The organism is Saccharopolyspora sp. NPDC000359 (assembly GCF_040300525.1).
Lineage (GTDB): Bacteria > Actinomycetota > Actinomycetes > Mycobacteriales > Pseudonocardiaceae > Saccharopolyspora.
In genome coordinates this window covers 121,200-145,839 of sequence record NZ_JBEPDU010000007.1, presented here as the reverse complement: position 1 = coordinate 145,839, position 24,640 = coordinate 121,200, and the positions used below count along the sequence as shown (strand labels likewise).

The window sequence follows — 24,640 nt, the reverse complement described above, 5'->3', positions numbered from 1 at the left end:
GGGGTCAGCGCAGGCCGGTGGTCTTGAGCGAAGCCACCAGCCAGCGCTGCCCGAGGAGGAAGACCAGGACCGTGGGGAGGGCCGCCAGGACCGCTGCGGCGATCACGTAGTGCTGCTTGGAGGCGTACTGGCCCTGCAGGGAGGCGATGCCGACCTGGACCACGCGCAGCGACTCGTCCTGGGCCACCGCCAGCGGCCACAGGAACGAGTTCCAGTTCGCCAGGAAGAACAGGACCGCCAGCGCCGCCAGCACCGGGCGGCTCAGCGGCAGGACCACGTGCCAGTAGATCCGCCAGTGGCCGCAGCCGTCGAGGTGCGCCGCCTCCTCCAGCTCGCGCGGCACGCCCAGGTAGAACTGGCGCAGCAGGAAGATGCCGAAGGCGTTGAACAGGCCCGGCACGATCAGCCCCGCGTAGGTGTCGACCATGCCCAGCCCGCGCACCACGATGAACAGCGGGACCAGGATCACCGGCAACGAGATCAGCAGCGTGGCCACCACCGAGGCGAACGCCAGCCCCCGGCCGCGGAACGACATCCGGGCCAGCGCGTAGGCCGCCATCGAGTGCAGGAACAGGGCGATCACGGTCACCGTCACCGCGACGAACGCGCTGTTGGCCAGGTAGCGCAGGAACGGCACCTCGGTCAGCACGTAGAGCACGTTGGCCAGCGTCAGCTCGCTGGGCCAGCCCAGGTCGTAGAGCTCGGACTCCGGGCGGAACGCGCTCAACGAGAACCACAGCAGCGGGGAGACCACCAGGAACGCCAGCAGGTAGGCCGCGACCGCTCGCCCGCGCACCCTACGCATCGAACCGACCTCCCCTGGTCAGGGCGAACATCGCCGCGGTGACCGCGCCGAGCGCGACCACCAGCAGCGCGCAGATCGCCGCGGCGTAGCCGAACCGGCCGAACTGGAAGGCCTGCTGGTAGGCGTAGTACACGACGGTGGTGGTGGCGTTGGCCGGTCCACCGGAGGTGGTGACGAAGACCAGGTCGAACACCTGCATCCCGGTGACCGCGTTGATCGTCGAGGTGACCAGCACGAAGAAGCTGGTCGGGCGCAGCATCGGCCACGTCACGTGCCGGAACCGCTGCCACGGCCCGCCACCGTCCACAGTGGCCGCGTCGTGGTACTCGCGCGGGATGTCCTGCAGGCCACCGAGGAAGATCAGCATCTGGTAGCCCATCAGGAACCACACGCTGATCAGCACCAGGGTGAGCAGCGCCAGGTTCGGATCACCGAGCCAGGACACCCCGTCCAACCCGGTCAGCCGCGCCAGCACCCCGGTCTTGTCGGTGAGCAGGAACTGCCAGAGCAGGCCGATCACCACCAGGCTCACCGCGTTCGGCAGGAACAGCGCCGCGCGCACCGCACCCACTCCCGGGAAGTGGTCCTTCACCAGCAGCGCCAGCCCCAGCGCGGCGAAGAACGCCAGCGGCACGAACAACGCCGCGTACAGCGCGGTGGTGCCGAAGCTGCGCCACAGCAAGCCGTCCCCGGCCATCAGGCGGAAGTTGTCCAGCCCGGCCCACTCGACGTTGCCGAACCCGTCGACGTCGAACAGGCCCACCACCAGGGCCATCGCGGTCGGGACGAGGATGAACAGCAGCAGGCCGATGCCATCGGGGGCCAGGAACGCGAAGGCCGCCCCGGCGTCGGATCGTCGTCGGTCGCTCAATTGATCGGCGCTCCGTCGTAGGTGGACAAGAACGTGTCGATCTGCGCGGCCGCGGCCTCCGCCGCCGCCACCGGGTCACCGCCGTCGAGCTGGCAGGACTGCACCGCGTCGGAGATCGCCCGGTAGACCTCCGGTGGGTAGCGGGGTTCCGGCCGGGCCCGGGCCATCACCTCCTCGTTGAACACCCGCATCGGCCCGCTGTCGAACGCCCCGTGCTGCTCCGCGGCGCGCTGGACCGAGTAGCGCGGCGGCAGGTTGGTCTTGGCGACGGTGTTCCAGCGGCGCATCCGCTCGATGCACGCCGGGTCGGTGGAACCCAGCGCCCACACCACGAACTCGGCCGCGGCCCGCGGGTTCGCGCTGTGCGCGTTGGCCACCATCGCCCAGCTGCCCAGGGCCGTGGTGTAGCCGCCGCCGGACGGGGTGGGCATAGGGATGACGCCGTAGCGGAACTCCGGTGCCTGCTCGGCGAGCTCGGCGATGCCCCAGACGCCGAGCTGCTGCATGGCGCAGTAGCCACCGGCGATGTTGGAGATCGAGTCGTTGCCGCCCGCGCCCTTCACCCGGCGCGGGGCGACCCCGCTGGTGACGGTGTCCTGCCAGAACCGCAGCGCCGCGTGCACCCCCGGTCCGTTGACCGCCGCCCGCCGCAGGTCCGGGGTGAACACCTCTCCCCCGGCCATCCACATCGCCTGGTAGAAGGTGAAGTTCTGGTAGTAGCCGGGATTGGTCTCCAGCAGCAGCCCGAACCGGTCCGGGGTGGTCAGCCGCTCGGCGACCGCGATCAGCTGGTCCCAGGTGCGCGGCAGGTCGCCCTCGGCGAGCCGGGCCTGCTCGAAGGCGGCTTCGCTGTAGAAGAGCGCGAGCGGCTCGATCTCCATCGGCAGGCCGTAGACCCGGTCGCCGACCAGGCGGGTTTCCAGCACCTGCGGCAGGAAGTCCGCGCGCACCTCGGGGCTCAGGTGCGGCGTGAGGTCGAGCAGCGCGCCGCCGTTGTGGTAGCGCAGGAAGTCGCCGGGGCTGAGCAGGAACACGTCCGGTCCGGCGCCCGCGCTGAACGAGGTCTGCAGCGTCGGGCCGGAGGTGTAGTCCTTGGTGGGCACGTAGCGCAGCCGGACTTTGGTGTCGTGGGTGGCGTTCCACTCCTCGGCCAGCTGCACGAACCAGTCGCTCTGCGACTTCTGCTGCCCGCCGGGCCCGTAGAAGTTCCAGAAGGTGATCTCGTCCGGGTTCCGCGAGGGACCGCACCCGACCAGCGCCGGAGCGGCCAATGCCGCGGCACCGCCCAGGAACGAGCGTCGGCTGATCCTCCCGCGTGGACGATCCACCCCGATCACCCCCCGCCCTGGTAAACGATTGCTGAGGACGCTATTGAGCACGCCCCGCCAGGGTCAATGGGCCATTCGTGGCCATTCCTCGTGAGCGGCGACGGTCGCTCCTACCACCACCGCCACTCACGAGGTCGTGAGTGCATAACAGTGTTCCAACACCGTTTCGCACTCACGAGGGGAGGAAGGCCGTCTGGATCACCTGCGGACCGCCCCGCAGACCGCGGCTCACCAGGGTGCCGCGGCCCGCCGGGAGTCGGCGGGACTTGACGTTGCCCACGAGTCGGCCTTCGTCCTCGTTCGCGCTCATCGCCAGAGCCGGGGCCGACGTCTCGCGCAGCCTGCTGATCAGCGGCTCGTACAACGCACGCCCCGCGCCCCCGGAGCTGCGGGCCAGCACGATGTGCAGACCCACGTCGCTGGCCACCGGAACCAACTCCGCCAGCGGCGCCAGCGGATTGCCGCCCTGCGCTGCGACCAGCTCGTAGTCGTCCACCACCACGAACAGCTCCGGACCCTTCCACCAGGAGCGGTCCTTCAGCTGCTCCTGTGTCACGTCCGGACCCGGCAGGCGCTTCTTCAGCGACCCGACCACGTCCCTGACGTTGCCCTTGAGCTGGTCGGCACCCACCGAGTACTCCATCAGGTGGCCGGTGTTGAGGAAGCCCAGCATCGTGCGCCGGAAGTCCACCAGCAGGATGAGCGCTTCCTTCGGCGTGTACCGCTCGGTGATGCCCTTGACGATCGTGCGCAGCAGGGCCGTCTTGCCGGACTCCCGCTCGCCGAACGCGTAGAAGTTCGGCTCGGCGGCGAAGTCCAGGTACACCGGGTGCAGGCCGTCCTCGTTGATGCCGATCGGCACCAGCTTCGGGGTCGGCTGCTGCTCCGGCCGCGGCAACTGCTGGTAGGGCAGCAGCTCCGGCAGCAGGCGGACCTGCGGCGCCGGACGGCCCTTCCACGATTCCTTGACCCGGTTCACCAGGTCCGCGGCCCCGTCGCCCGCCTGCGGAAGCGCGAGCATGAAGTGCAGCTTCGACGGGTGCAAGCCGCGCCCCGGCCGCCCCTGCGGCACCCTCGCCGCCATCCTGCGGTCGATCTCCGACTCGCTCGGATCACCCAGCCGCAGCTCGATGCGGGTCTGCACCAGGTCCCGCACCGCCGGGCGGATCTCCGCCCAGCGCGCGGCCGTGACGAACACGTGGATCCCGAACGCCAAGCCGTTGGCGACCAGGTTCAGCACGTCCGACTCGAGGGCCTCGAACTCCTCGCGGAACGCCCGCCAGCCGTCGATGACCAGGAACACGTCGCCGTACGCGTCGTCGGAGAACTCGCCGCGCCGCCGACGGCTCCGGTAGTCGTCCATGCCGTCGACGCCGTGCTGCTGGAAGGCGACTTCCCGCTCGGCGAGCAGCGACTTGAGCTCGGCGACCGTCCGCCGCACCACGTCCGCGTCGCGGCGCCCGGCGACGCTGCCGACGTGCGGCAGGTCCTGCACCGCGAAGAGCCCGCCACCGCCCAGGTCGACGCAGTAGAACTGCACCTCCCGCGGGGTGTGGGTGAGCGCGGCCGAGGTGATCAATGTGCGCAGCGCGCTCGACTTGCCGGAACCGACTCCGCCGACGACCACGCCGTGGCCGCCCTGACCGCTCAGGTCCAGCACCATCCGGTCCTGGCGCTGGTGGTACGGCTCGTCGACCAGCCCCACGGGCACCCGCAACCAGCCCCTGTCCGGGAGGCCGTCGGCCGAGTAACCCCACTCGTCGTGGTGCCGCAACCGCGGCAGCACGGCGTCCAGGGTGGGTGGTTCGGCCAACGGCGGCAGCCAGACCTCCCGCGCTGGCGGCCCCTGGTCGCGGAATTCGGCCACCAACGAGGCCAGCAAGCTGGTGCTGGACCCCCCGCGGGGGCCGGACACGTACCCGGCGCGGAACCGCGTCATCCCGCCGGGCTGCTTGAGGTACCCGACGCCGGGCTGCTGCGGCAGCTCGTACGCATCCGGCACACCGAGCACGCTCCGGCTCTCCGCGGCGGAGAAGGTGCGCAGGCTGATCCGGTACGACAGGTGGGCGTCCAGGCCGCGCAGCCTGCCGTCCTCCAGCCGCTGCGACGCGAGCAGCAGGTGCACCTGCAGCGACCGCCCCACCCTGCCGATCATCAGGAACAGGTCGATGAAGTTTGGTTGCTGGGCCAGCAGTTCGGTGAACTCGTCGACGATGACCAGCAGGGCCGGCAGCGGTTCGCGGCACCGCTCGTCGCCGGACTCCCACAACTTGCGGTAGTCCGAGGCGTTCCTGGCCCCCGACCGGGTCAGCAGTTCCTGCCGGCGGTACATCTCGCCGGACAGCGCGTCGTGCATCCGGTCGATCAGCGACGCGTCCTCCTCGAGGTTGGACACCACCGCGGACACGTGCGGCGCCGCCGCGAACTCGGTGAACGTCGCGCCGCCCTTGAAGTCGACCAGCACGAAGTTCAGGTCGGTCGTGGGATGCGTGGCCATCAACCCGAGCAGGATCGTGCGCAGCAGCTCCGACTTGCCGGAGCCGGTCGCGCCGACGCACAGCCCGTGCGGGCCCATCCCGCCTTGGGCCGCCTCCTTGATGTCCAGCTCCACCGGTCGCCCCGACTCGTCGACGCCGAAGACGACCTTGTACCGCTCCTCGACGGGACGCCGCGCCCAGGCGCGCTGCACGTCGTAACCACCGCTGAGGCCCCACAGCGCGACGGGATCAACCGGGCTGTCCGCGGTGCTCTGCGGCGCCTCGATCGCGATCGGCGCGTGGCGCAGGTTCTCCAGGATCGCGGCGATGTCGCCGGGTTCGTCCGCCAGCTGCGGCAGTGCGACGCGGAACCGCTGGTTGCCGGACAGCGCCCAGCCCGGCTCGTCCGGCAGGGTCGCCGACAGCTCCGGGTCGATCCGCGAGCTCGCCGGGTCGTCCAGGGCCAGTTCGATGCAGCCCCGGAACAGGACCGCCACCGGGTGCGGGAGGTTCTCCCACTGCCGCGCGGTCAGGATGACGTGCACGCCGAAGCGAACCCCGCGCTCGGCGATCCGCCGGACCGCCTCGCCGAACTCCCGGCTGTCCTCGCTGAAGGCCTCCCAGCCGTCGACGACCAGGAAGACGTCGGCGTGGTCGTCGCCCGGCAGCAGGTCGGAGTGGCCGCGGCGCAGCAGCCGGTAGGTCTCCAGGTCAGCGATGCCCAGCCGGTGGAACAGGTTCTTTCGCCGGGCCACCAGCTGCTCGACGTCGCGCAGGACTCCCCGGGCGCTGTCGGTGTCGATCACGTGGGCCGCGACGTGCTCCTTGTGCGTCAGGCCCACCAGCGCGCCATCGCCGTCGAGGCAGTGGAACTGGACCTCGGTGGCCGACTGCTTCTCGCAGTGGCCCAGGATGAGCGTCCGCAGCAGCGTCGACTTGCCGGACCGGAACCGGCCGACCACGGCGAGGTGCCCGTGGTGGCCGAACGGGTCGACGTGCACCACCTCACCGCGGTGCCGGTCGACCTCGTGCGCCAGCCCGACCGGGACGAAGCTCCCGCCCCTGGCGATCAGCTCCTTCAGCTGCGGAGCGACGGCCTCACCGGAGAGCTGGCGCTGCGCGGCCCGGGCGATGCGGATCGACCCGTGCCCGGCCCCGCTGCTGGTCGGCGTCTGCTGCCCCTCCGCGCTCAACCTGCGGAAGGCGAACTGGTAGAGCTCCTCGGCGGTGATGATTCCGTCGCGGTCAGCGTCGGCGGCCCCGGTCCGCAGCGCCTCGATGAGCGTGGCGGTGAACGCGCTGGAGCTCACCGGCTTGTCGAGGACGAGCTTCTCCTGCTCGTAGGCGTACTCGATCTCGTTGGTCGCGGTCATCACGTACACCCCGGCGCCGAGCTGCTCCTCGATGTCGATCGCCGTGCCGCTGCGCGCGATGACATTGCTGGTGAAGGCCCCGCTGTAGCAGCAGTCGAGGATGACCGCGATCGACCGCGCCGGGCTCTGCTGGATCATCCGCTGCACCGCGTAGGCCGGGACCGCGGTGGAGTACGGCAACCCCATGTCGGTGGTGGAGGCGGCGAAGAACAGCTCGTTGTGGTCGTTCTTGATGCCGTGCCCGGAGATGAACAGCAGCACCTCGTCCTCCGGCCCGCAGTCCCGGAAGAACGACTCCAGCTGCCGCTCGACCTCGGCCTTGGACTGGTTGAGCACCGGCAGCACCGAGTCGAAGGCCCCGATGGCCTCGTTCTCCAGCAGCCGCCCGAAGTCGTGGGCTTCCTTCACCGGCGAGCGCAGCCGCCGGAGGCGGGCATCGGCGTAGAGGGAGGTGGCGACCAGCAGCGCGCGGCGGGTCCCCATCGCCTCAGCGCTCTGCGGCGGAGCTGGTCTCCCCGTCGGCGGCGAAGAACTCCGCCAGCTGGCGCTGGATGTCGGGCGAGGCGCCGTCGACGGTGATCTCGGCGCCGTCGGGCCGCTTGACCGTCACCGAGCGCTTCGCCGAGCGGTTGACCAGCGCGATGAGGACGCGGGTGACGGCGGCGGCCGTGCCACCGGAGAGCAGGCCGGTGATGATCAGCTCCGCCAGCTGGGCGCCCACGCCCGCCTTGCTGTCCTGCGGTGCTTCCTCCCGCGCACGCCGGATCTCGATCCCCGGCACCGCGCGGAGGTCCCGCATCAGCTGGTCGTGCAGCTGGTGCAGCCGCTGCGGCGGAAGTGCCGACTCGTGGATGCTGATCCTCGCCTCGGCCATGACCCGCCCCCGGAACACTTCTGCACGATTGGACGAGCCATGTATATCAAAACCCCGCTGCGGGGGGTGTGGGTTCGGTGACGGTCGCGGTCAGGAGACGGTGGGCAGGGCTGGGGTGGTCACGTCGAAAACCTTGCCCGGGCGGGTCAGGAGCGGCAGGAGGATCGCCGCCTTCTTCTCCGATTCCTCCTGGGAACCCCACTCGATCTCCCGGTCCCCCCCGAGGAGGAGGCGGATGTCGTTGGGGTTCTCGGCCAGGACCGCGGTGACCTCTGCTCGCACCTGTTCGGGGATCGCCGTGAGGACGTGCATCCCGGCCCGGGTCGCCGGGTCCGCCTGGGAAGCTTCCCGGACCTTGAGCTCGGGGAGGCCCGGTGGGGGTTGCGGGACCGTTTCGAACGGCATGCCCGTCCCGTCCACCAGCTGGATCCCGTTGCGGGCCACCAGGAACGCCGCCGGGGCCCGTTCGGTGATGCGGACCTGGACCGCCGAGGGCCAGGACAGCTCCACCTCGGCCGCCGCGACCTTCGGGACCTGCCGCAGGCGGTCCTGGACCTCGGCCGCGTCGACCTGCAGCATCGGGGTCCCGGTCTCGATGCCCGAGGCGCGCACCACCTCTTCGTGGTCGAGCGAGGTGGTGCCCACGACCTCCACCGAGCGGACGCCCAGCAGCGGGGTGAAGTAGAGGACCAGGGCCAGCACCGTCACCACGGCCAGCACGAGCGGCAGCGCCCAGCGGCGCCACTTCGGCGGCACCGGCGCGCCGCCCCGCACCGGGCGGCCCCGGGTGCTGCGCACCCCAGGTCGTTCCGCCGCGCGACGGCGCGTCGAGGTCACCCGCGGACCTCCGCGGCGTCCCGGTCGATCTCGGCGAGGATCTCCGCGCCGAGCATGGTCACGTCACCGGCGCCCATGGTCAGCACCAGGTCACCGGAGCGGGCCAGACCCGCGACCAGCGGCGTCACCTCGGTGAAGGACGGCTGGTAGTGCACCTTGCCCGCGGGCAGCGGCACCTGGTCGGCGATCAGCTTGCCGGAGACACCCGGCTGCGGGTCCTCGCGCGCGCCGTAGACGTCGAGCACCACCACCTCGTCGGCCAGCGCCAGCGCGTTCGCGAACTCCGCGGCGAAGGCCGCCGTGCGGGAGAACAGGTGCGGCTGGAACACCACGACCAGCCGACCGTCCGCGGCCACCGGGCGGGCCGCGCGCAGCTGGGCGTCCACCTCCGTCGGGTGGTGCGCGTAGTCGTCGTAGACGCGGACCCCGCGCGCCCGGCCGCGGAACTCGAACCGGCGCCGCACGCCGCCGAAGGCGGCCAGCCCGTCGAGCAGCCCGCCCAGCGGCGCACCGAGCTCCAACCCGGCCAGCAGCGCGGCGGTCGCGTTGCCCGCCATGTGCTCGCCCGGCACCGACACCCGCACGTCGATGCGCTCGCCGCCGAGCTCCACGGTCGCCACGCCGGTGCCCTGCTCGGCCCGGTAGTCCACCAGCCGCGCGTCGTCGGCGCCGGTCACGGTCCTGCCGTAGCGGCGCACCCGCACCCCGGCGGCTTCCGCCCGGTCGGCCAGCGCCGCCGAACCGGCGTCGTCGGCGCAGGCGATCAGCACCCCGCCGGGTTCGATGCGCTGCACGAAGTCCTCGAAGACCTGGGTGTAGGCCTCGGCGGTGCCGTGGTGGTCCAGGTGGTCGGGCTCCACGTTGGTCACCACCGCCACCGACGGGGAGAACACCAGGAACGAGCCGTCGCTCTCGTCGGCTTCGGCGACGAAGATGCTGCCGTCGCCGTGGTGCGCGTTCGCGCCCGACTCGTTGAGGTCACCGCCGATCGCGAACGACGGGTCGAACCGGCAGTGCTGCAGCGCCACGGTGAGCATCGACGTGGTCGAGGTCTTGCCGTGGGTGCCCGCCACGCAGGCGACCCGGTGCCCGGCCATCAGCGCGGCCAGCGCCTCGGCGCGGCGCAGCACCGTGATGCCGCGCTCCTGGGCGGCGACGAGCTCGGGGTTGTCCGGCCGGATCGCGGTGGACACCACGACCGCGGTCGGGTCGGCGTCGAACTGGTCCAGGTTCTCCGCCCGGTGCCCGACGCCGATGTGCGCGCCCTGCGCCCGCAGCGCGAGCACGGTCCGCGAGTCGCGGGCGTCCGAGCCCGACACCTGGTGCCCGCGGGCCAGCAGGATGCGGGCGATGCCGCTCATCCCGGCCCCGCCGATACCGACCAGGTGCACCCTGGCCAGCGCTGCCTCTGACGTCCCGGTCACTGGCCGGCCACCTCCAGCACGATCTGCGCCAACACGTGGTCGGCCTCCCGGTGCCCGCTGCCCAGCGTCGCGCGGCTCATCTCCTGCAGCCGCTGCGGGTCCAGCGCCAGCGGCAGGACCTCGTCGATCACCTTCTGCGAGGTCATGTCCGCGTCGGCCACCAGCCGCGCACCGCCCTGGGCCACCACCGGCTGCGCGTTGAGCGCCTGCTCGCCGTTGCCGTGCGGCAGCGGCACGAACACCGCGGGCAGCCCGAGCGCGGAAACCTCGGCCACGGTCATCGCCCCGGACCGGCACACCACCAGGTCCGCCGCGGCGTAGGCCAGGTCCATCCGCTCCAGGTAGGGCACCGCGTTGTAGACCGGCGCACCCGGCACCTGCTGCACCGCGATGGTGTTCTTCGGGCCGTGCGCGTGCAGGACGCCGACCCCGGCCCGGCCCAGCGCTTGCGCCGCGCCGGAGAACGCCGAGTTCAGCGTGCGCGCGCCCTGTGAACCGCCGAACACCAGGATCGTCGGCGCGTGCGGGTGCAGTCCGAAGTGCTGGCGGGCCTGCGCCCGCAGCGCCCAGCGGTCCAGCCGGGTGATGGACTCCCGCAGCGGGATCCCGATGGTCTGCGCGCCGGGCAGCCCGCTGTCCGGGGTCGCCGCCAGCACGCGCTCGGCGAACTTCGCGCCGACCTTGTTCGCCAGGCCCGCGCGCGCGTTCGCCTCGTGCACCACGATCGGCACCCGGCCGCGGGCGGCCAGGTAGGCGGGCAGCGACACGTAGCCGCCGAAGCCGACCACCACGTCCGCGCCGACCCGGTCGAGCACCGCGCGGGTCTGCTTCACCGACTCCCGCACCTTCAGCGGCAGCTTCAGCAGGTCGGCGTTGGGCTTGCGGGGCATCGGCACCGGCGGGATCAGCTCCAGCGGGTAGCCGCGCGCGGGCACCAGCCGGTTCTCCAGGCCGCGCTCGGTGCCCAGGGCCGTCACCCGGGCGTCCGGGCGCAGCCGGCGCACCGCGTCGGCCAGCGCCAGCGCGGGCTCGACGTGCCCGGCGGTGCCGCCACCGGCGACCACGACCGACAGCGGGCGCCGCGCCGCGGCAGCACCCCTGGGGTCGCCCAGCGCGCCCTGGTCGATGCGGGCCGTCTGCTCGCCGCTCAACGGTGTCCTCCTCGTGTCTGCGCCCGGGATCCGGGGCCGCTGCGCGCGCCGCGCGCGCGGGTGTCCCCGCCTCCCCGGCGTGTTGCCGCCGCGCCGGAACCCTTCGCTCCCGGTCGGCTTCGTGGGGTGGGTCGTGCCGGACGCCGCTTGGCGGGCGGCCGGTACGGCGCCGGGGTGGGCAGCCGCAGCAGCTTGCCGACCCGGCCCGGTCCCAAAGACCGTAGCGCGGCGATCGCCTCGGGTTCGTGCCGGGCGAAGTTCGCCAGCAGCCCGAACACCAGCATGCTGGTCACCACCGAGGACCCACCGGAGGAGATCAGCGGCAGCGGCAGCCCGGTGGTGGGCAGCAGGCCCACCACGTAGCCGATGTTGATGACCGCCTGGCCGACCAGGAACGTGGTCAGCGTCGCCGAGACCAGCCGGATGTAGGGGTCGGTGTTGCGGAACGCGATGCGCATGCCGACGTAGGCGGTGGTGCCGTAGAGCGCCAGCACGATCGCGCAGCCGACGAAGCCCAGCTCCTCACCGATCACCGCGAAGATGAAGTCGTTGTGCACGTTGGGCAGGTACTGCCACTTCGACCAGCCCTGCCCCAGGCCGCGGCCGAACAGCCCGCCGTCGGCGAGCGCGAACAGCGCCTGCCGGGCCTGGAAGCCGTTGCCGGTCGGGTCCGACATCGGGTCCAGGAACGCGGTGATCCGCGCCACCCGGTAGTCGGCGACCATGGCCAGCGTCAGCCCGGCGGTCAGCGCGCCCAGCAGCGCCATCAGGAACAACCGCAGCGGCGCCCCGGCGAACCACAGCAGCGCCAGCAGCACCAGGAACAGCGTGATCGTCGAACCGAGGTCGGGCTGCAGCATCACCAGTGTGAACATCAGCAGCGCGGCGGGCACCACCGGCACCAGCAGGTGGCGGTACTGGTTCATCAGGCCGCGCTTGGTGACCAACACGTGCGCGCCCCACAGCGCGAAGGAGACCTTGGCGAACTCGACCGGCTGGAACGACACCCCGGCGACCACGAACCAGCTCTGGGCGCCGTTGAGCTTGGTGCCCAGCGGGGTGAGCACCAGCGCCAGCAGCCCGAGGCAGATGGTGAGCAGGACCAGGCTGTACCGGCGCATCAGCTTCACCGGCACCCGCAGCGCCGCGTAGAACAGCACCAGCCCGGCGATGCAGTACATCACCTGCTTGGTGAAGACGGTGTAGGACGAACCGTCCTTGTTGAACGAGTCGACGCTGGAGGCCGAGAGCACCATCACCAGGCCGAAGACCGTCAGCAGGCCGAAGACGGCCAGCAGCAGGTGGAACGAGGCCAGCGGCCGGGTCAGCCACGCGGTCAGCGGGGACAGCACGGTCAGCCCGGCCCGCTTCGGGGTGCCGCGCGCGGTCTTGGTGGCGGTGGGCACTGCGGATCACCCGCCGTGGGCGGGCGCCGTCGGCGTGCCGGTCAGGACCTCGCGGACCGCGTCGGCGAAAGCGCGGCCCCGGTGGGCGTAATCGGTGAACATGTCCATCGAGGCGGCGGCCGGGGCGAGCAGCACCACCGAACCGGGACTTGCGAACTCGTGGGCCAACCGGACAGCTTGCAGCATGCCCGCATCGTCCCCCGCCGAGACCTCGCGGACCGGCACATCCGGGGCGTGTCGGGCCAGTGCGGCGGCGAACTGCGCCCGGTCCTGGCCGATCAGCACCGCGGCGGCGAGCCGCTCGGCGTTGGCCGCGACGAGCTCGTCCACCTCCGCGCCCTTGAGCAGGCCCCCGGCGATCCACACCACCTCCGGGTGGGCGCGCAGCGCCGCGTCGGCCGCGTGCGGGTTGGTCGCCTTCGAATCATCCACATAGGACACACCGGCGGATTCGGCCACCATGACCGACCGGTGCGCTCCGGGCTGAAACGCCCGCAGCCCCTCGGCCACCGCATCCGGCGGCACGCCGTGGGCGCGCGCCAGCGCCGCCGCGGCCAGCGCGTTGGCGACGTTGTGCGGGCCCGCGGGGTGGACGTCGGCCAGCGAGGCGAGCACCACCCGGTCGCCGAAGGCCCGGTCGACCAGCTGCCCGTCCTCGACGCCGAGCTGACCGGCCTCCGGCGCGCCGAGCGTGAACGGGACCGTCCGCCCGGTGGCCGCGCCGACCAGGCGGGTCGACCACTCGTCGTCGGCGTTGGCGACCGACACCTCGTTGCCCGCGTAGACCTTGGCCTTGGCCGCGCCGTAGGAGTCCAGGTCGCCGTGCCAGTCCAGGTGGTCGGCGGCGAGGTTCAGCACGACGGCGGCGCGCGGCGCGAGCGACTCCGACCAGTGCAGCTGGAAGCTGGACAGCTCCACCGCCAGCACACCGTGCCCGGCGCGGACCGCGTCCACCACGGGCAGCCCGACGTTGCCGCAGGCCACCACGTCGACCCCGGCGGCGCGCAGCACCGACTCCAGCATGCTGACCGTGGTGGTCTTGCCGTTGGTGCCGGTGACCGCGAGCCAGGTGGCCGGGGACTCCGCCTCCCGGTCCAGCCGCCACGCCAGCTCGACCTCACCGACCACCTCGACGCCCGCCGCGGCCGACGCCGCCAGCAGCGGCGCGTCCGGCCGCCAGCCGGGGCTGGTGACCACCAGGTCGGTGCCGGCCGGCGGCTCGACCAGGCCTGCCACCAGCTCCGCGCCCTGCGACTGCAGCGAGGCCAGGGCGGCGAGCCGGTCCGCCGAGCCGTCGGTCACGGTCACCGCCGCGCCCGCCGCGAGCAGCGCCTCGGCCGCCGAGCGGCCGGACACCCCGGCCCCGGCCACCAGCACCTGCAATCCCTGGAACCGGCTTGCCACGCCGTCCTCCTCATCGTCTCGTGAGCGGCAACGGTCGCCCTGACCACCATCGCCACTCACGACCCCACGCAACCAGCTCGTGAGCGGCAACGGTCGCCCCAACCACCATCGCCACTCACGACGTCACCGCGTCAGGGCCGCGGAGAGCCAGTCCGCGTAGAACAGGCCCACGCCGAACATGCAGCTGATCCCGGCCAGCACCCAGAAGCGGATGATCACCGTGGTCTCGGCCCACCCGGCCAGCTCGAAGTGGTGGTGGAACGGCGCCATCCGGAACAACCGGCGCCGGGTGGTCCGGAACACCACGATCTGCAGCACCACCGACAGCGCCTCGACCACGAACACCCCACCGATGATGATCATCAGCAGCTCGGTGCGGGTGACCATCGACAGCCCGGCGAGCAGACCGCCGAGCGCCAGCGAGCCGGTGTCGCCCATGAAGATCTTCGCCGGTGCGGCGTTCCACCACAGGAACCCGACGCAGGCCGCCATCGCCGCCGCCGCGACCACCGCGATGTCCAGCGGGTCGCGCACCGTGTAGCAGCCCGGGGCCGGGCCGGAGACGGCGAAGCAGTCGTTGCGCAGCTGCCAGAACGCCACCAGCACGTAGGTGGCCAGCACCATCGCCGCGGTGCCACCGGCCAGGCCGTCCATGCCGTCGGTGAAGTTGACCGCGTTGGACCAGCCGCTGATCGCGACGTAGGCGAAGATCACGAACCCGATCGCGCCGAAGGAGATCACCGAGATGTCGCGCAGGAACGACAGCTCCGTCGACGCGGGCATCACGCCGTGCTCGTTCGGGAACCGGATGGCCAGAACCGCGAACAGCACCGAGGCCACCAGCTGGCCGACCAGCTTCGCGGTCTTGTTCAGCCCGAGGTTGCGCTGCTTGCGGATCTTGATGAAGTCGTCCAGGAAGCCGACGATGCCCAGCGCGGTGGTCAGGCCCAGCACCAGCAACCCGGTGACGGTCGGCTGGTCGCCCAGGATCAGGTGGGTGGCCAGGTAGCCGCACCACATGGCGACCAGGATCGCCACCCCGCCCATGGTCGGGGTGCCGCGCTTGGCGGCGTGCTGGCTCTGCACCTCCTCGCGAATCTCCTGGCCGAAGCCCTGCTTGGAGAACACGCGGATCAGGTACGGGGTGAACAGGATCGAGACAACGAGGGCGACCGCGGCCGCCACCAGGATCGGCTTCACGCCGTCTGCCCTCCCGCCGTCAGCAACGCGTCGGCGACCCGCCACAGCCCGGCGGAGTTCGACGCCTTGGTCAGGACAACGTCACCGGGACGCAGCTCGGCGCGCAGCAGCGCGACAGCCGCATCGACGTCCGGCACCAGAACCGACTCCTCTCCCCACGACCCCTCCAGCGATGCCGCCTGGTGCACCACCTGGGCCTGTTCGCCGACCACCACCAGCCGGTCGATGTTCAGCCGGACGGCCAACCGCCCGATCTCGTCGTGCGCCTCCGCATCGGCCTCGCCGAGCTCGGCCATCGGCCCGAGCACCGCCCAGGCCCGGCCGGGGCGACCGCGGGTCATCGCGGCCAGCGTCTTCAACGCGGCGCGCACCGACTCCGGGTTGGCGTTGTAGGCGTCGTTGACGACCGTGACACCGTCCGGGGTCTCGCTGACCTCCATGCGCCGCGCCGAGACCCGCCGCACCGAGCTCAACCGCTCGGCGACCTCCTGGAGGGTCGCGCCGAGCTCCAGCGCGACCGCTGCGGCGGCCAGCGCGTTGCCGACGTGGTGCTCGCCGAACAGCGGCAGCACCACCCACGCCGAGCCCTCGGCGGTGACCAGCGTGAACGTGGGTCGCGCCTGCTCGTCGACGTCGATGTCCTCGGCCCGCACGTGCGCGTCGGGGCGTTCCCCGACCAGCACCACGCGCGCCCGCGTCCGCTCGGCCATCGCCGCGACCAGCGGGTCGTCGCCGTTGAGCACCGCCACGCCGTCCTCGGGCAGCGACTCGGGCAGCTCGCCCTTGGCTTGCGCCACCGCCTCCTGCGAGCCGAACTCGCCGAGGTGCGCGTGCCCGACGTTGAGCACCACGCCGATGCGCGGCGGGGCGACCTGGCACAGGTTCTCGATGTGCCCGACGCCGCGCGCGGAGAGCTCCAGCACCAGGTGCTTGGTGCGCTCGTCGGCGCGCAGCACCGTCCACGGGTGCCCGAGCTCGTTGTTGAACGAGCCGGGCGGCGCGACCGTCGGCCCCATCGGCTCGAGCAGCTGCGCGATCAGGTCCTTGGTGGACGTCTTGCCGGACGAGCCGGTCACACCGACCACGGTGAGCTGCGGCAGCCGGTCCACCACGTACCGGGCCAGCTTCGCCAGCCCGACCAGCACGGCTTCGCCGGAACCGTCGGCGTCCCCGGCGAGGGCCAGGGCGCCCGAGCGCTCCGCAGCGGGGATCGGGGGCACCACGACCGCCGGGGCGTCGACCTCGCGCGCGGCGAGCACGCCCACCGCTCCGTCGGCCACCGCCCGCGCGGCGAAGTCGTGCCCGTCGACCCGTTCGCCCGGCACGGCCACGAACAGCCCACCGGACTCGATCTCGCGGGAGTCGAACTCGACGCCCGCGCTGACGATCTCCGAGCCTTCCGCACGATGAAGCCCGCCGCCCACCGCACGCGCGATGTCAGCGAGGCTGAGCCGGATCAACTTGCCTCCACTCCGTCTTGCGGGTCACCCGCATCCGATCGGCATCCACGAGCGCGACGCGCGCACCCGATCGGCGGCGTTGAGCGGGTAGCTCACGTCGCCTCCTCGTTGACCTGCCCCCGACGAACATCGGTCCCTTCTGGGTCCCTAAGCCTATGGCGCAGCGCGGCGGCCAGTTCCTCCCGGTCGGAGAACGGGTGCACCACCCCGGCGACCTCCTGCCCCGTCTCGTGGCCCTTGCCTGCGACGACCACGATGTCGCCGGTCCCGGCGCGGTCCACCGCGGCCGCGATGGCAGCGCGCCGGTCGCCGATCTCGACGACCTCGCCGCGCTCGGCGGCCGGGACCTCCTCGGCACCGGCCAGCATGGCGGCCCGGATCTCGGCGGGGTCCTCACTGCGCGGGTTGTCGTCGGTGACGATCAGCAGCTCGGAACGGCGGGCGGCGGCCTCGCCCATCAGCGGCCGCTTCGCCACGTCCCGGTCGCCGCCGCAGCCCAGCACGACGATGACCTTCCCGTCGACCTGGGCGCGGGCCGCGTCGAGCACCGCGGCGACCGCGCCGGGCTTGTGCGAGTAGTCCACGACGGCGGTGAAGTCCTGCCCCATCGCGACCCGCTCCATCCGGCCGGGCACGTCGACCTCGGCCAGCCCGCGCTCGATCGCCCAGGTGGGCACCCCGGCTGCGTGCAGCGCGCCGATGGCCAGCAGCGCGTTGGCGACGTTGAACGGTCCGGGCAGCCGCAGCCGGACGTGCAGCTTGAGGTCGTCGGGCCCGTGCGCGGTGAAGGTCTGCTCGCCGGTGGCGAAGGCCTGCACGTCGGTGGCCGACCAGGTCGCGTCGCCCGTGGTGGACACGGTGGCGGTGCCGTCCTTGACGAGCCGGCGGCCCCAGTCGGAGTCGACGCAGACCACCTCGTGCTCGGCCCGGCCGTCGAACAGCAGCGCCTTGGCCTGGAAGTAGTCCTCCATGTCCCGGTGGAAGTCCAGGTGGTCCTGGGAGAGGTTGGTGAACGCCCCGACGGCGAACCGGGTGCCGGACACCCGGCCCATGGCCAGCGCGTGGCTGGAGACCTCCATCGGCACGAACGTGACCCCGTGCTCGACCATGACCGCGAGCAGCGCCTGCAGGTCGGGGGCCTCGGGGGTGGTGAACGCGCTGTCCAGCCGCTCCCCGGCGATGCGGGTCTCCACGGTGCCGACCAGCCCGGTGCAGAACCCGGCCGCCTGCAGCGCGGATTCCAGCAGGTAGGAGGTGGTGGTCTTGCCGGAGGTGCCGGTCACGCCGAGGATCTTCAGCTTCCGCGACGGGTCGCCGTAGATCAGCGCCGAAGCAGCCCCGAGCACGCCGCGCGGGTCCTCGTGCACCAGCACGGACACGCTGCCGTCGCGCACCGCCGGGTGCTCGCCGAGCTCGGCCCGGTCCACCCCGCCCTGGTCGGTGAGCACGGCCACAGCCCCGGCGTCGAGCGCGTGCTGGGCGAAGTCCGCACCGTGCACGCGGGTGCCAGGCAACGCGGCGAACAGGTCCCCGGGGCGAACGTGCTGAGCGCGCAGCGTCGCCCCGGTCACGGGCGCGGCATTGGCGCTGCGACCAGGGACGCGAAGCACTCGCGCACCGATGAGTTCGGCGAGTTTCTCGATCTCCACCGGCTCCACGTGGGACGGGCGCGGCGGAGCTGTGGCAACCGCGGAAGGCACGTCGCGACAGGCTACCGGTACCCCCCGAGCCCGCATCCCGATGGTCACCCCGGCACCCGGCCCAACATGCCTGGACCGACCGGCGCAATCGCCGTTCATCCGCACCTGCGTGCTCGGCGGGTGCAGTAGAACTCCCCTGGCTCGGAATTCCAGGGGGAGGAATGACGCAGGACTTCGGCACGGACCCGGCCCAGGCGGACCGCGCGGTCCGGGCGTGGGCGGAGGGGTTGCAGGAGAAGGCAAACCGCGTGGCGGCGATGCAGCAGGAGATCAGCCGCATCCGCATCACGGAGCGCAGCCGGTCGGTGACCGTGACCGTGGACGCCGAGGGCCTCCCGGTCGACGTGCGGTTCAACGATCGCCGAGCCACCGGAGCGGAGCTGAGCGCGGAGTTCATGGCCGTGCTGCGACGAGCCCAGTCGCGCATCCCGGACCAGGTGACCGAAGCCACCCGGACCACGCTCGGCGACCAGGACCCGACGACGGCGAACGCGGTGACCAGCAACTACCGGCAGCGGTTCCCGGCCGAACCACCGCCGCCGGGGCCCGGTTCGCCACAGGGCGCCGCCCCGCTGCCCACCACCGCTGCGCCTGGTGCCGCTCCGCCGCCCGGGCCCACTCCGCCGCCTGGCGCCACCGCGTCGCCCGACGCCGCTTCGCCACCCGGGCCAACCGCGCCGCCTCCGTCGCGCCCCGAGCCGACCACACCGCCCGGAACGTCCGCCCCGCCAACGCAGGACGGCCCGGAGCAGCCGCACGGCCCGCACGACGACGGCGACTTCAGCGACGAAACGTTCCTGCAGTGAGGGGGACCGATGGCGGAGGGGTTCCAGCTTTCGCCCGACCAGCTGCGCGCGCACGCGGGTCGGCTCGACGGCCACGCGGCAGCGCTCGGCCAAGCTGCCGACGCCGGGCGCAGCGTGCAACTGGGCACGGACGCCTACGGGGTGATCTGCCAGTTCCTGCCGCCGGTGCTGAACGGCGCTGGCGACGTGGTCCTGCAGACCACCTCAGCAGCGCACGACGCGGTGGCGGCGCTGTCGACCGCGCTCCGCGATGCCGTCGCGGACCACGAGGCGACCGACGCCGAGATCGCGGTGGCCCTGGACCGCATCGCCGACGAGCTCGGCGGGTGAGCGGGTGAGCCACAACCCGCTGATCGCCGAACCGCAGGACTCCTCCGAGTGGTACACCGGCATCGGCATCGTCGAAGCTGTCGCCGACGTGGGCGAGGCCATCGCGTCGGGCAACTGGGTCGAAGCCGGGTACGCCCTGCTCGGCGCGGGACTGGAGGCCCTGTCCGCGGTGCTGGACCCGATCGGCACCGGCATCTCCTGGGCCGTCGCCTGGCTGATCGAGTACGTCCAACCGCTCACCGACATCCTCGACTGGCTGGCGGGCAACGCGGACGCGGTGGCGGCCCACGCCCAGACGTGGCGCAACGTCGGCGATTCGCTGCAGGCCACCGCAGACGCGATGCAGGGCGACGTCAACCGCGACACGGCGGGCTGGACCGGCGCAGCTGCGGACGCCTACCGCGCCCGCCTGGCGACGACGACGGAACTCATCCGCGCCCAGTCCGAAGCGGCGAAGGCACTCGCCGCGGGGACCGAGATGTCCGGCATGCTCGTCGGGACGATCCGCGAGGTGGTCCGCGACCTGATCGCCGACTGCATCGGCAGGCTCGTCGCCTGGGCCATCGAAGCCAGCACCGGGATCGGCATCGCAGCGGTGGCAGTCCAGGCCACGGCCCGAGTGGCCCGCTGGGGCGCCCGGATCATGCAGGTGGTCCAGAAGCTCCTGACCAGCCTGAAGAACCTCCTCCCCCTCATCGACAGGCTCGCGGACCTGCTCACCCGGATCCGCAGGATCCTCAACAAGATCACCCAGGACAGCCCCCACCCCACCCCACCCGGAAAACCCCCGAACAACCCGAGCAACCCGGGAAACCCACCACCACGAGACCCCAACAACCCGAACGACCCACCAGACGACCCGCCGGACGATGACGACATCGGCCCAGCGGACACCCCGGAGGACCGCCAGCGACTGATCGAGGAAGCCTTGGCGCAAGGCCACAAGATCAGCCCGGACAAGGTCGTCGAAATCGGCAAGGACCCCAACGGGAGAATAGTCTGGCTGGAGGAGGGCAAAGGCGGAGAAGGAGGAAGGGGGCTGGAACACATCCACGAACGACACGACAAAGACTTCGCAAAATTCGAAGTTCCCCCCGAAGACATCGCCTCGCTTTCACACCGAGCCGCGACAGAAGGAGTTTACACCGGCTACCGGCTCGGCAAGGGAAAAACTCCGAGACCGATCTTCGAGGTAGACTATAATGGAAAGACCATACCTGTAGCAGTGACTGTGGGGTCTAACGGATTCATCGTTTCCGCGCAGCCCGTTTTCGACGACATGCTCAAACGTGCACGCCCAGATCCTGGATTTCACACGAATCCGCACAGCAGAGGATGGTAGGCATGGAACCTGAGATCACTTACCTCCGACTAGCTCCAGAATGGCAAGGGTTCCCAATTTCAATTCACAAGACCACCAGCGAATACCCGGACTACCTCTCACCCGAATCACTTTCCGAAGAGTTTGGGATATCCGCAATTCTAGCCAAGGAGATCGACGAATGGGATGATGAGTTCCAGGACATCTGGGACCCCGCCGACCCGGCATCGGCCGAATTTCCCAGCCCCGAGGCGAGGAAGCGATGGATCGCCCGCGGAAGGCAGCTAGCACACCAATTAGCAGGGGAACTGGGTCACACAGCCCAGGTGGACTACTTCCGGGAAACCATCCAGCCCGGCACGGCCAGCGAAGAACAGGACGATGACTGAATCAGGCGCGGACTTCATCAAGGCACGCCACGGAGCCGACTTCCAGCGGTTCGGGGTCGGCAGCGAGCAGATCAGCAAGCTGATCATGCGCACGGCGACCGGCGGTGGTGACGTGGCGGCAGTCGTCGGGCACAACCGACCGACCCGGCTGGTCAAGTTCGGGGGTCAGCGGATCCCGGTCGCGCTCAGCGTCGCCACCAGCGGTTACATCGTCTCCGCCCACCCCGAGCCACTGGCTCGTCTCGACGGCTCGCAGTGGCCGCCCGCCAACAGCCGCCCGGCCCGGGTGCGCCTCGCCGCCGAATGGGGCGCTGGCCCGCTCTGGATCTCCTTCGGCGAAGGTGCGGCAACTGCCGCGAACTACCTCCCCGAGGAAGTTCGGCAGTTCTTGCCCCTCCCACCTGACCTCCTGCTCGACATCGCCCGCTGGGACCACGGCTACCAGCGCATCCTCGACGAGAACTACCCGCCGGACTCGAAGTTCCCGTCCGAGCAGGCCGCCCTCCAGTTCCGACGCACGGGTTACGCCCTCGCGAAGCAGCTCCGAGCCGCGCTCCCACCCGAGATCACGGTTGAGTACGCGGAGAACTTCAGCGACCGCATCCTCACCCTGGAGGTGCCACGCCCGGCCGTGGTCGTGCACGAAGTCCGCCCGGACCGGCTCCCCGGACTCGCCCCCGCGCACGGCGCGATCCACGTGGACCTGCCGCACTCGCAGGTGAACAACTGGTTCCAGCAGCTCGGCCGGGCGCCGGGGCAAGCCATCGAGGTCGACGTCCGGAACGTCCCGTCCACCCGCGCTCTCGTCCACCAGATCTCCCCCACCGCGAGCACCCTCGCCGAAGCGATTGCCCAGGTCCCCGCGAAAGCGCTGCTGTTCACCAAGGTCGAGCAACTGGGCGTCAAGAACCGAGCGGTCCTGGTCGAGCTGCTGCACGCGCTGCCGATCGCCCTGACCACCCGCAGGGCCAACAACGCGCCGCTCCACATCGGACTCGTCGACCTCTCCTCGAGCAAGGCCGACACGGTCCTCGCGGAACTCCAGAACGCCCCAGCCGAAAACCTCGAGGAGCCGGTCACCGTCCACGACTACCCACCCATGCCGTGAGCGGTGGTTCCGAGCCCTGCACTGGCGCAGAGGACTGCGCGATCGACTACTTCAACTCCGACCCGAGGAGCAGTCCGCGCAACTCCGCCCAGATGCTTCACGACGAGTCCGTCCGCAAGTTCCTGGCCAACCACGCCGGGCTCCCACTCGGATCAAGATCGACTGTGCGGAACGCACCGAGGCGATCGCGGAAACCCACACCGAGATCGGCGGCGACCCCGCTGATGGTGGCTGAATCAGGCGCGACCACCGACCTGACGAACGGGTTGGCACATCGGTGCTGGTGGGCCGCCCAAGAACCGGCGGTGAGTGGAACTACCTGATTTCGCACCACCTCTCCCGAAGCGGTTGATGACCTCGGGAACTTTCGCCAGGGTTGGCGGGTCTCGTCCTTCGACTCTGGGGGGAACATCGATGGGGGCCACTGGGTTCCTCTTGTGCTCTGACTGCCGGGTGCTGATCTCGCTCGGGAAGCCGTTGCGGCGGCCCGATGGCAGCGTCAGCTGCTTCCACATCGCGTCCGGGCCGCCGCGGAACCCCGCGCGGCCGCTGTTGAACGACGCCATCTGGAAGTTCTTCGCCGACCACTACGGGCACCCGATCCGGGTGCTCGACGACCACGACGACGCGGACGGCGAACTCGACGGGTACGCGTGGATCGGCGAGGACGACATGGACAGCACCTCCTTCGAGGACTACCTCCGGGGCTGGGAAGGCCTCCGGGTCGGCACCGAGCTCACCGTCGAGCAGCTCGAAGCGCCTCCGACGCGGATCGCACCAGCCGTCGACGCAGCCGAGCAGCAGGACGTCGCCGTGCACGTCGCCTTCCCTCCTCGGATGCTCAACCGCTGGTCCGTGGAATTCGAGACGGGCAAGCTCCGCGTTGTGAGCGCTCGCGGCATGCGGAATTCCGACGGGCTCCTGCGCTTGATCGACGACCACCTGCTGCTCAGCGAATACCACGGGTTCGGCCAAGTGCGCGCCGAGCGCGTGGTGCTGCGGGACTTCGGGCGGTTGTGGGCGTCGAACCGGCCTTCGGCTGTCGAAATCCTGCGGGTCCTCCCCTGCTCCCTCGCCCACGCCCGCGACGAGCAGCGCAGCCTGCACTACGCCCTGATGGACCTCAACCCGTCCATCGTGGACGCGGTGCTCGCCGAGCTCCGCAGTGCGCCCGCCGAGGGGATGACCACGCCGATCGCGGTGTTCGACCACCGCTCCTCGCAAGCCCCCGCCGGGGACGCGCGTTTCGACTGGCACCCCCGCCGGTGGCCGGAGGACCCCGCGGTGGCTGAGGCGCTCAAGAAGTGGCTGGGCGGCGGAGGCGAGGACCTCTTCTACGCGCTCGTTGCGGACTTGAGCGGCTCGGACTTCACCGGTGGGCAGCTGGACCACGCGTGGTTCCTGTACAGCGACCTCAGCGGCGCAGTGCTGCGCGATGCGTCGCTTCGCGAGGCGGAGTGCACGGAAGCTCGATTCGTCCAGTGCGACCTCACCGACACCGACGCGACCGGAGCAAACTTCGACCAGGCGGACTTCACCCGCGCCCGGTTGGCCTGGGCAGACCTCACTGCGGCCTCGGCCGACGACGCGAAGTTCCGCGACGCCAGCCTCGCCGGAGCGCTGCTGACGAACACGTCCTTGGTACGAGCGGATCTGACGAACGCGGACCTGCGCGACTGCAGGTTCGACATGACCCGGTTGACCGGCGCCAGCCTCCACACCGCGAGGGTTTCCGGAGCGACGGGGTCGGTCATCGGACCAGCCATCGTCCGCGACGATGACCGGACCGCGCTGCTGGACGGCCCCGACCTCGCCGACTGGTTCCGACGGCGCGGCGCGCGCGTCCGCGCCGTGTCGGCCGAGGCTCCCGCAGCGGCACCGGAGAACCTCATCAGCCCCGCGCTCCGCCGCAAGCGGAAGCAGAACTCGGTCGTGAAGATCCGAATGATGATCGACTGGAACATGGACCCGTTCTGGATCAGGGAGCGGTGCGATTCGGTCTCCTACCCGGTTTCGGCGGCCGACCTGCGCGAGTACTGCGACATCCCGGACGACCTCGTCGCGGGGATCGACCGCTGGCACGCCGAGTGGGTCGCGCTCCTCGACTGGGGATGCCCGCCCGACACCGAGTTCCCCAGCCCCGAAGCCGAAGCGGACTGGTCCCGGCGCGGCCGGGAGTTCGCCGAACGCGTCGCCGCGCTCCTCCCACGGCACATCCGGTTCGAGCACTCGGGTGAGGTCCTGTGCAGCGGGCTCCCCGGCCTGGAGGACGCGGTCTCGGAGCGCTTCCGGCTCGCCCACGGATTCGGCTGAATGTCGAGGTTCATCGGCTGTTCAGGGCAACTTCCTGGTGTTCGGGCGGTGGTGATCGCTAGC

Annotated in this window: 19 protein-coding genes; 6 read left to right on the top strand and 13 right to left on the bottom strand. The window is 71.2% G+C overall.

Annotated elements, in window-relative coordinates; all coding sequences use genetic code 11:
- Nucleotides 1-4 precede the first annotated feature (4 nt).
- The 13 genes from ABT324_RS07530 to ABT324_RS07470 form a co-directional block, all read right to left on the bottom strand.
- A complete protein-coding gene (locus ABT324_RS07530; RefSeq protein WP_351173231.1) occupies nt 5-805 on the bottom strand; it encodes a carbohydrate ABC transporter permease in 801 nt (266 codons plus the stop codon).
- Nucleotides 798-1,676, bottom strand: a complete 879-nt coding sequence (locus tag ABT324_RS07525) for a carbohydrate ABC transporter permease (RefSeq protein WP_351173228.1) — start codon at nt 1,674-1,676, stop codon at nt 798-800. Before ABT324_RS07525 ends, ABT324_RS07530 begins: the two co-directional genes overlap by 8 nt.
- Entirely contained in the window at nt 1,673-3,004 is a 1,332-nt protein-coding gene (locus ABT324_RS07520; RefSeq protein WP_351173225.1) for an ABC transporter substrate-binding protein, read from the bottom strand. The genes ABT324_RS07525 and ABT324_RS07520 overlap by 4 nt, the downstream gene beginning before the upstream one ends.
- Before the next feature lie 172 nt (nt 3,005-3,176).
- Entirely contained in the window at nt 3,177-7,337 is a 4,161-nt protein-coding gene (gene eccCb / locus ABT324_RS07515; protein WP_351173222.1) for a type VII secretion protein EccCb, read from the bottom strand.
- Nucleotides 7,338-7,341: 4 nt separating this feature from the next.
- Entirely contained in the window at nt 7,342-7,728 is a 387-nt protein-coding gene (locus ABT324_RS07510) for an effector-associated constant component EACC1 (RefSeq protein ID WP_351173219.1), read from the bottom strand.
- A gap of 90 nt (nt 7,729-7,818) precedes the next feature.
- On the bottom strand, nt 7,819-8,565 hold the full coding sequence (locus ABT324_RS07505; RefSeq protein ID WP_351173216.1) for a cell division protein FtsQ/DivIB: 747 nt from the start codon (nt 8,563-8,565) through the stop codon (nt 7,819-7,821).
- Nucleotides 8,562-9,989: a UDP-N-acetylmuramate--L-alanine ligase gene (gene murC / locus ABT324_RS07500; protein ID WP_351173213.1), complete on the bottom strand. Its 1,428-nt coding sequence runs from the start codon at nt 9,987-9,989 to the stop codon at nt 8,562-8,564. The genes ABT324_RS07505 and murC overlap by 4 nt, the downstream gene beginning before the upstream one ends.
- Nucleotides 9,986-11,116: an undecaprenyldiphospho-muramoylpentapeptide beta-N-acetylglucosaminyltransferase gene (gene murG / locus ABT324_RS07495; protein ID WP_351173310.1), complete on the bottom strand. Its 1,131-nt coding sequence runs from the start codon at nt 11,114-11,116 to the stop codon at nt 9,986-9,988. Before murG ends, murC begins: the two co-directional genes overlap by 4 nt.
- Before the next feature lie 20 nt (nt 11,117-11,136).
- On the bottom strand, nt 11,137-12,546 hold the full coding sequence (gene ftsW, locus ABT324_RS07490; RefSeq protein ID WP_351173210.1) for a putative lipid II flippase FtsW: 1,410 nt from the start codon (nt 12,544-12,546) through the stop codon (nt 11,137-11,139).
- A 6-nt stretch (nt 12,547-12,552) separates the two neighbouring features.
- Nucleotides 12,553-13,950, bottom strand: coding sequence for a UDP-N-acetylmuramoyl-L-alanine--D-glutamate ligase (gene murD, locus ABT324_RS07485; protein WP_351173207.1), 1,398 nt, complete (start codon nt 13,948-13,950; stop codon nt 12,553-12,555).
- A 123-nt stretch (nt 13,951-14,073) separates the two neighbouring features.
- On the bottom strand, nt 14,074-15,150 hold the full coding sequence (gene mraY, locus ABT324_RS07480) for a phospho-N-acetylmuramoyl-pentapeptide-transferase (RefSeq protein WP_351173204.1): 1,077 nt from the start codon (nt 15,148-15,150) through the stop codon (nt 14,074-14,076).
- Nucleotides 15,147-16,610: a UDP-N-acetylmuramoyl-tripeptide--D-alanyl-D-alanine ligase gene (locus tag ABT324_RS07475; protein ID WP_351173202.1), complete on the bottom strand. Its 1,464-nt coding sequence runs from the start codon at nt 16,608-16,610 to the stop codon at nt 15,147-15,149. The genes mraY and ABT324_RS07475 overlap by 4 nt, the downstream gene beginning before the upstream one ends.
- Nucleotides 16,611-16,702: 92 nt before the next feature.
- On the bottom strand, nt 16,703-18,346 hold the full coding sequence (locus ABT324_RS07470; protein WP_502949709.1) for a UDP-N-acetylmuramoyl-L-alanyl-D-glutamate--2,6-diaminopimelate ligase: 1,644 nt from the start codon (nt 18,344-18,346) through the stop codon (nt 16,703-16,705).
- A 125-nt stretch (nt 18,347-18,471) separates the two neighbouring features.
- Here ABT324_RS07470 and ABT324_RS07465 point away from each other — a divergent pair, with 125 nt between their 5' ends.
- The 6 genes from ABT324_RS07465 (at nt 18,472) to ABT324_RS07440 (ending at nt 24,577) form a co-directional block, all read left to right on the top strand.
- Nucleotides 18,472-19,116 carry a YbaB/EbfC family nucleoid-associated protein gene (locus tag ABT324_RS07465; protein ID WP_351173196.1) on the top strand — a complete coding sequence of 215 codons (645 nt, stop codon included), beginning with the start codon at nt 18,472-18,474 and terminating at the stop codon, nt 19,114-19,116.
- 9 nt (nt 19,117-19,125) lie between these two features.
- Nucleotides 19,126-19,446: a type VII secretion target gene (locus tag ABT324_RS07460; protein ID WP_351173193.1), complete on the top strand. Its 321-nt coding sequence runs from the start codon at nt 19,126-19,128 to the stop codon at nt 19,444-19,446.
- Nucleotides 19,447-19,450: 4 nt separating this feature from the next.
- The gene (locus tag ABT324_RS07455; protein ID WP_351173190.1) at nt 19,451-20,788 is read left to right on the top strand and encodes a WXG100 family type VII secretion target; all 1,338 of its coding nucleotides are present in this window, start codon (nt 19,451-19,453) and stop codon (nt 20,786-20,788) included.
- Nucleotides 20,789-20,790: 2 nt separating this feature from the next.
- Nucleotides 20,791-21,156 (top strand): immunity protein CdiI family protein, encoded by a 366-nt coding sequence (locus ABT324_RS07450; protein WP_351173188.1) that lies wholly within the window; start codon nt 20,791-20,793, stop codon nt 21,154-21,156.
- A complete protein-coding gene (locus tag ABT324_RS07445; protein ID WP_351173185.1) occupies nt 21,149-22,264 on the top strand; it encodes an immunity protein CdiI family protein in 1,116 nt (371 codons plus the stop codon). The genes ABT324_RS07450 and ABT324_RS07445 overlap by 8 nt, the downstream gene beginning before the upstream one ends.
- A gap of 453 nt (nt 22,265-22,717) precedes the next feature.
- Nucleotides 22,718-24,577 carry a pentapeptide repeat-containing protein gene (locus ABT324_RS07440; RefSeq protein ID WP_351173182.1) on the top strand — a complete coding sequence of 620 codons (1,860 nt, stop codon included), beginning with the start codon at nt 22,718-22,720 and terminating at the stop codon, nt 24,575-24,577.
- The last annotated feature ends 63 nt before the right edge of the window (nt 24,578-24,640 follow it).

Coding starts and splice junctions, on each gene's coding strand:
- ABT324_RS07530 (WP_351173231.1), bottom strand. CDS start 805: ATGCGTAGGGTGCGCGGGCGAGCGGTCGCGGCCTACCTGCTGGCGTTC.
- ABT324_RS07510 (WP_351173219.1), bottom strand. CDS start 7,728: ATGGCCGAGGCGAGGATCAGCATCCACGAGTCGGCACTTCCGCCGCAG.
- ABT324_RS07450 (WP_351173188.1), top strand. CDS start 20,791: ATGGAACCTGAGATCACTTACCTCCGACTAGCTCCAGAATGGCAAGGG.
- ABT324_RS07460 (WP_351173193.1), top strand. CDS start 19,126: ATGGCGGAGGGGTTCCAGCTTTCGCCCGACCAGCTGCGCGCGCACGCG.
- ABT324_RS07470 (WP_502949709.1), bottom strand. CDS start 18,346: ATGCGGGCTCGGGGGGTACCGGTAGCCTGTCGCGACGTGCCTTCCGCG.
- ABT324_RS07445 (WP_351173185.1), top strand. CDS start 21,149: ATGACTGAATCAGGCGCGGACTTCATCAAGGCACGCCACGGAGCCGAC.
- ABT324_RS07465 (WP_351173196.1), top strand. CDS start 18,472: ATGACGCAGGACTTCGGCACGGACCCGGCCCAGGCGGACCGCGCGGTC.
- eccCb (WP_351173222.1), bottom strand. CDS start 7,337: ATGGGGACCCGCCGCGCGCTGCTGGTCGCCACCTCCCTCTACGCCGAT.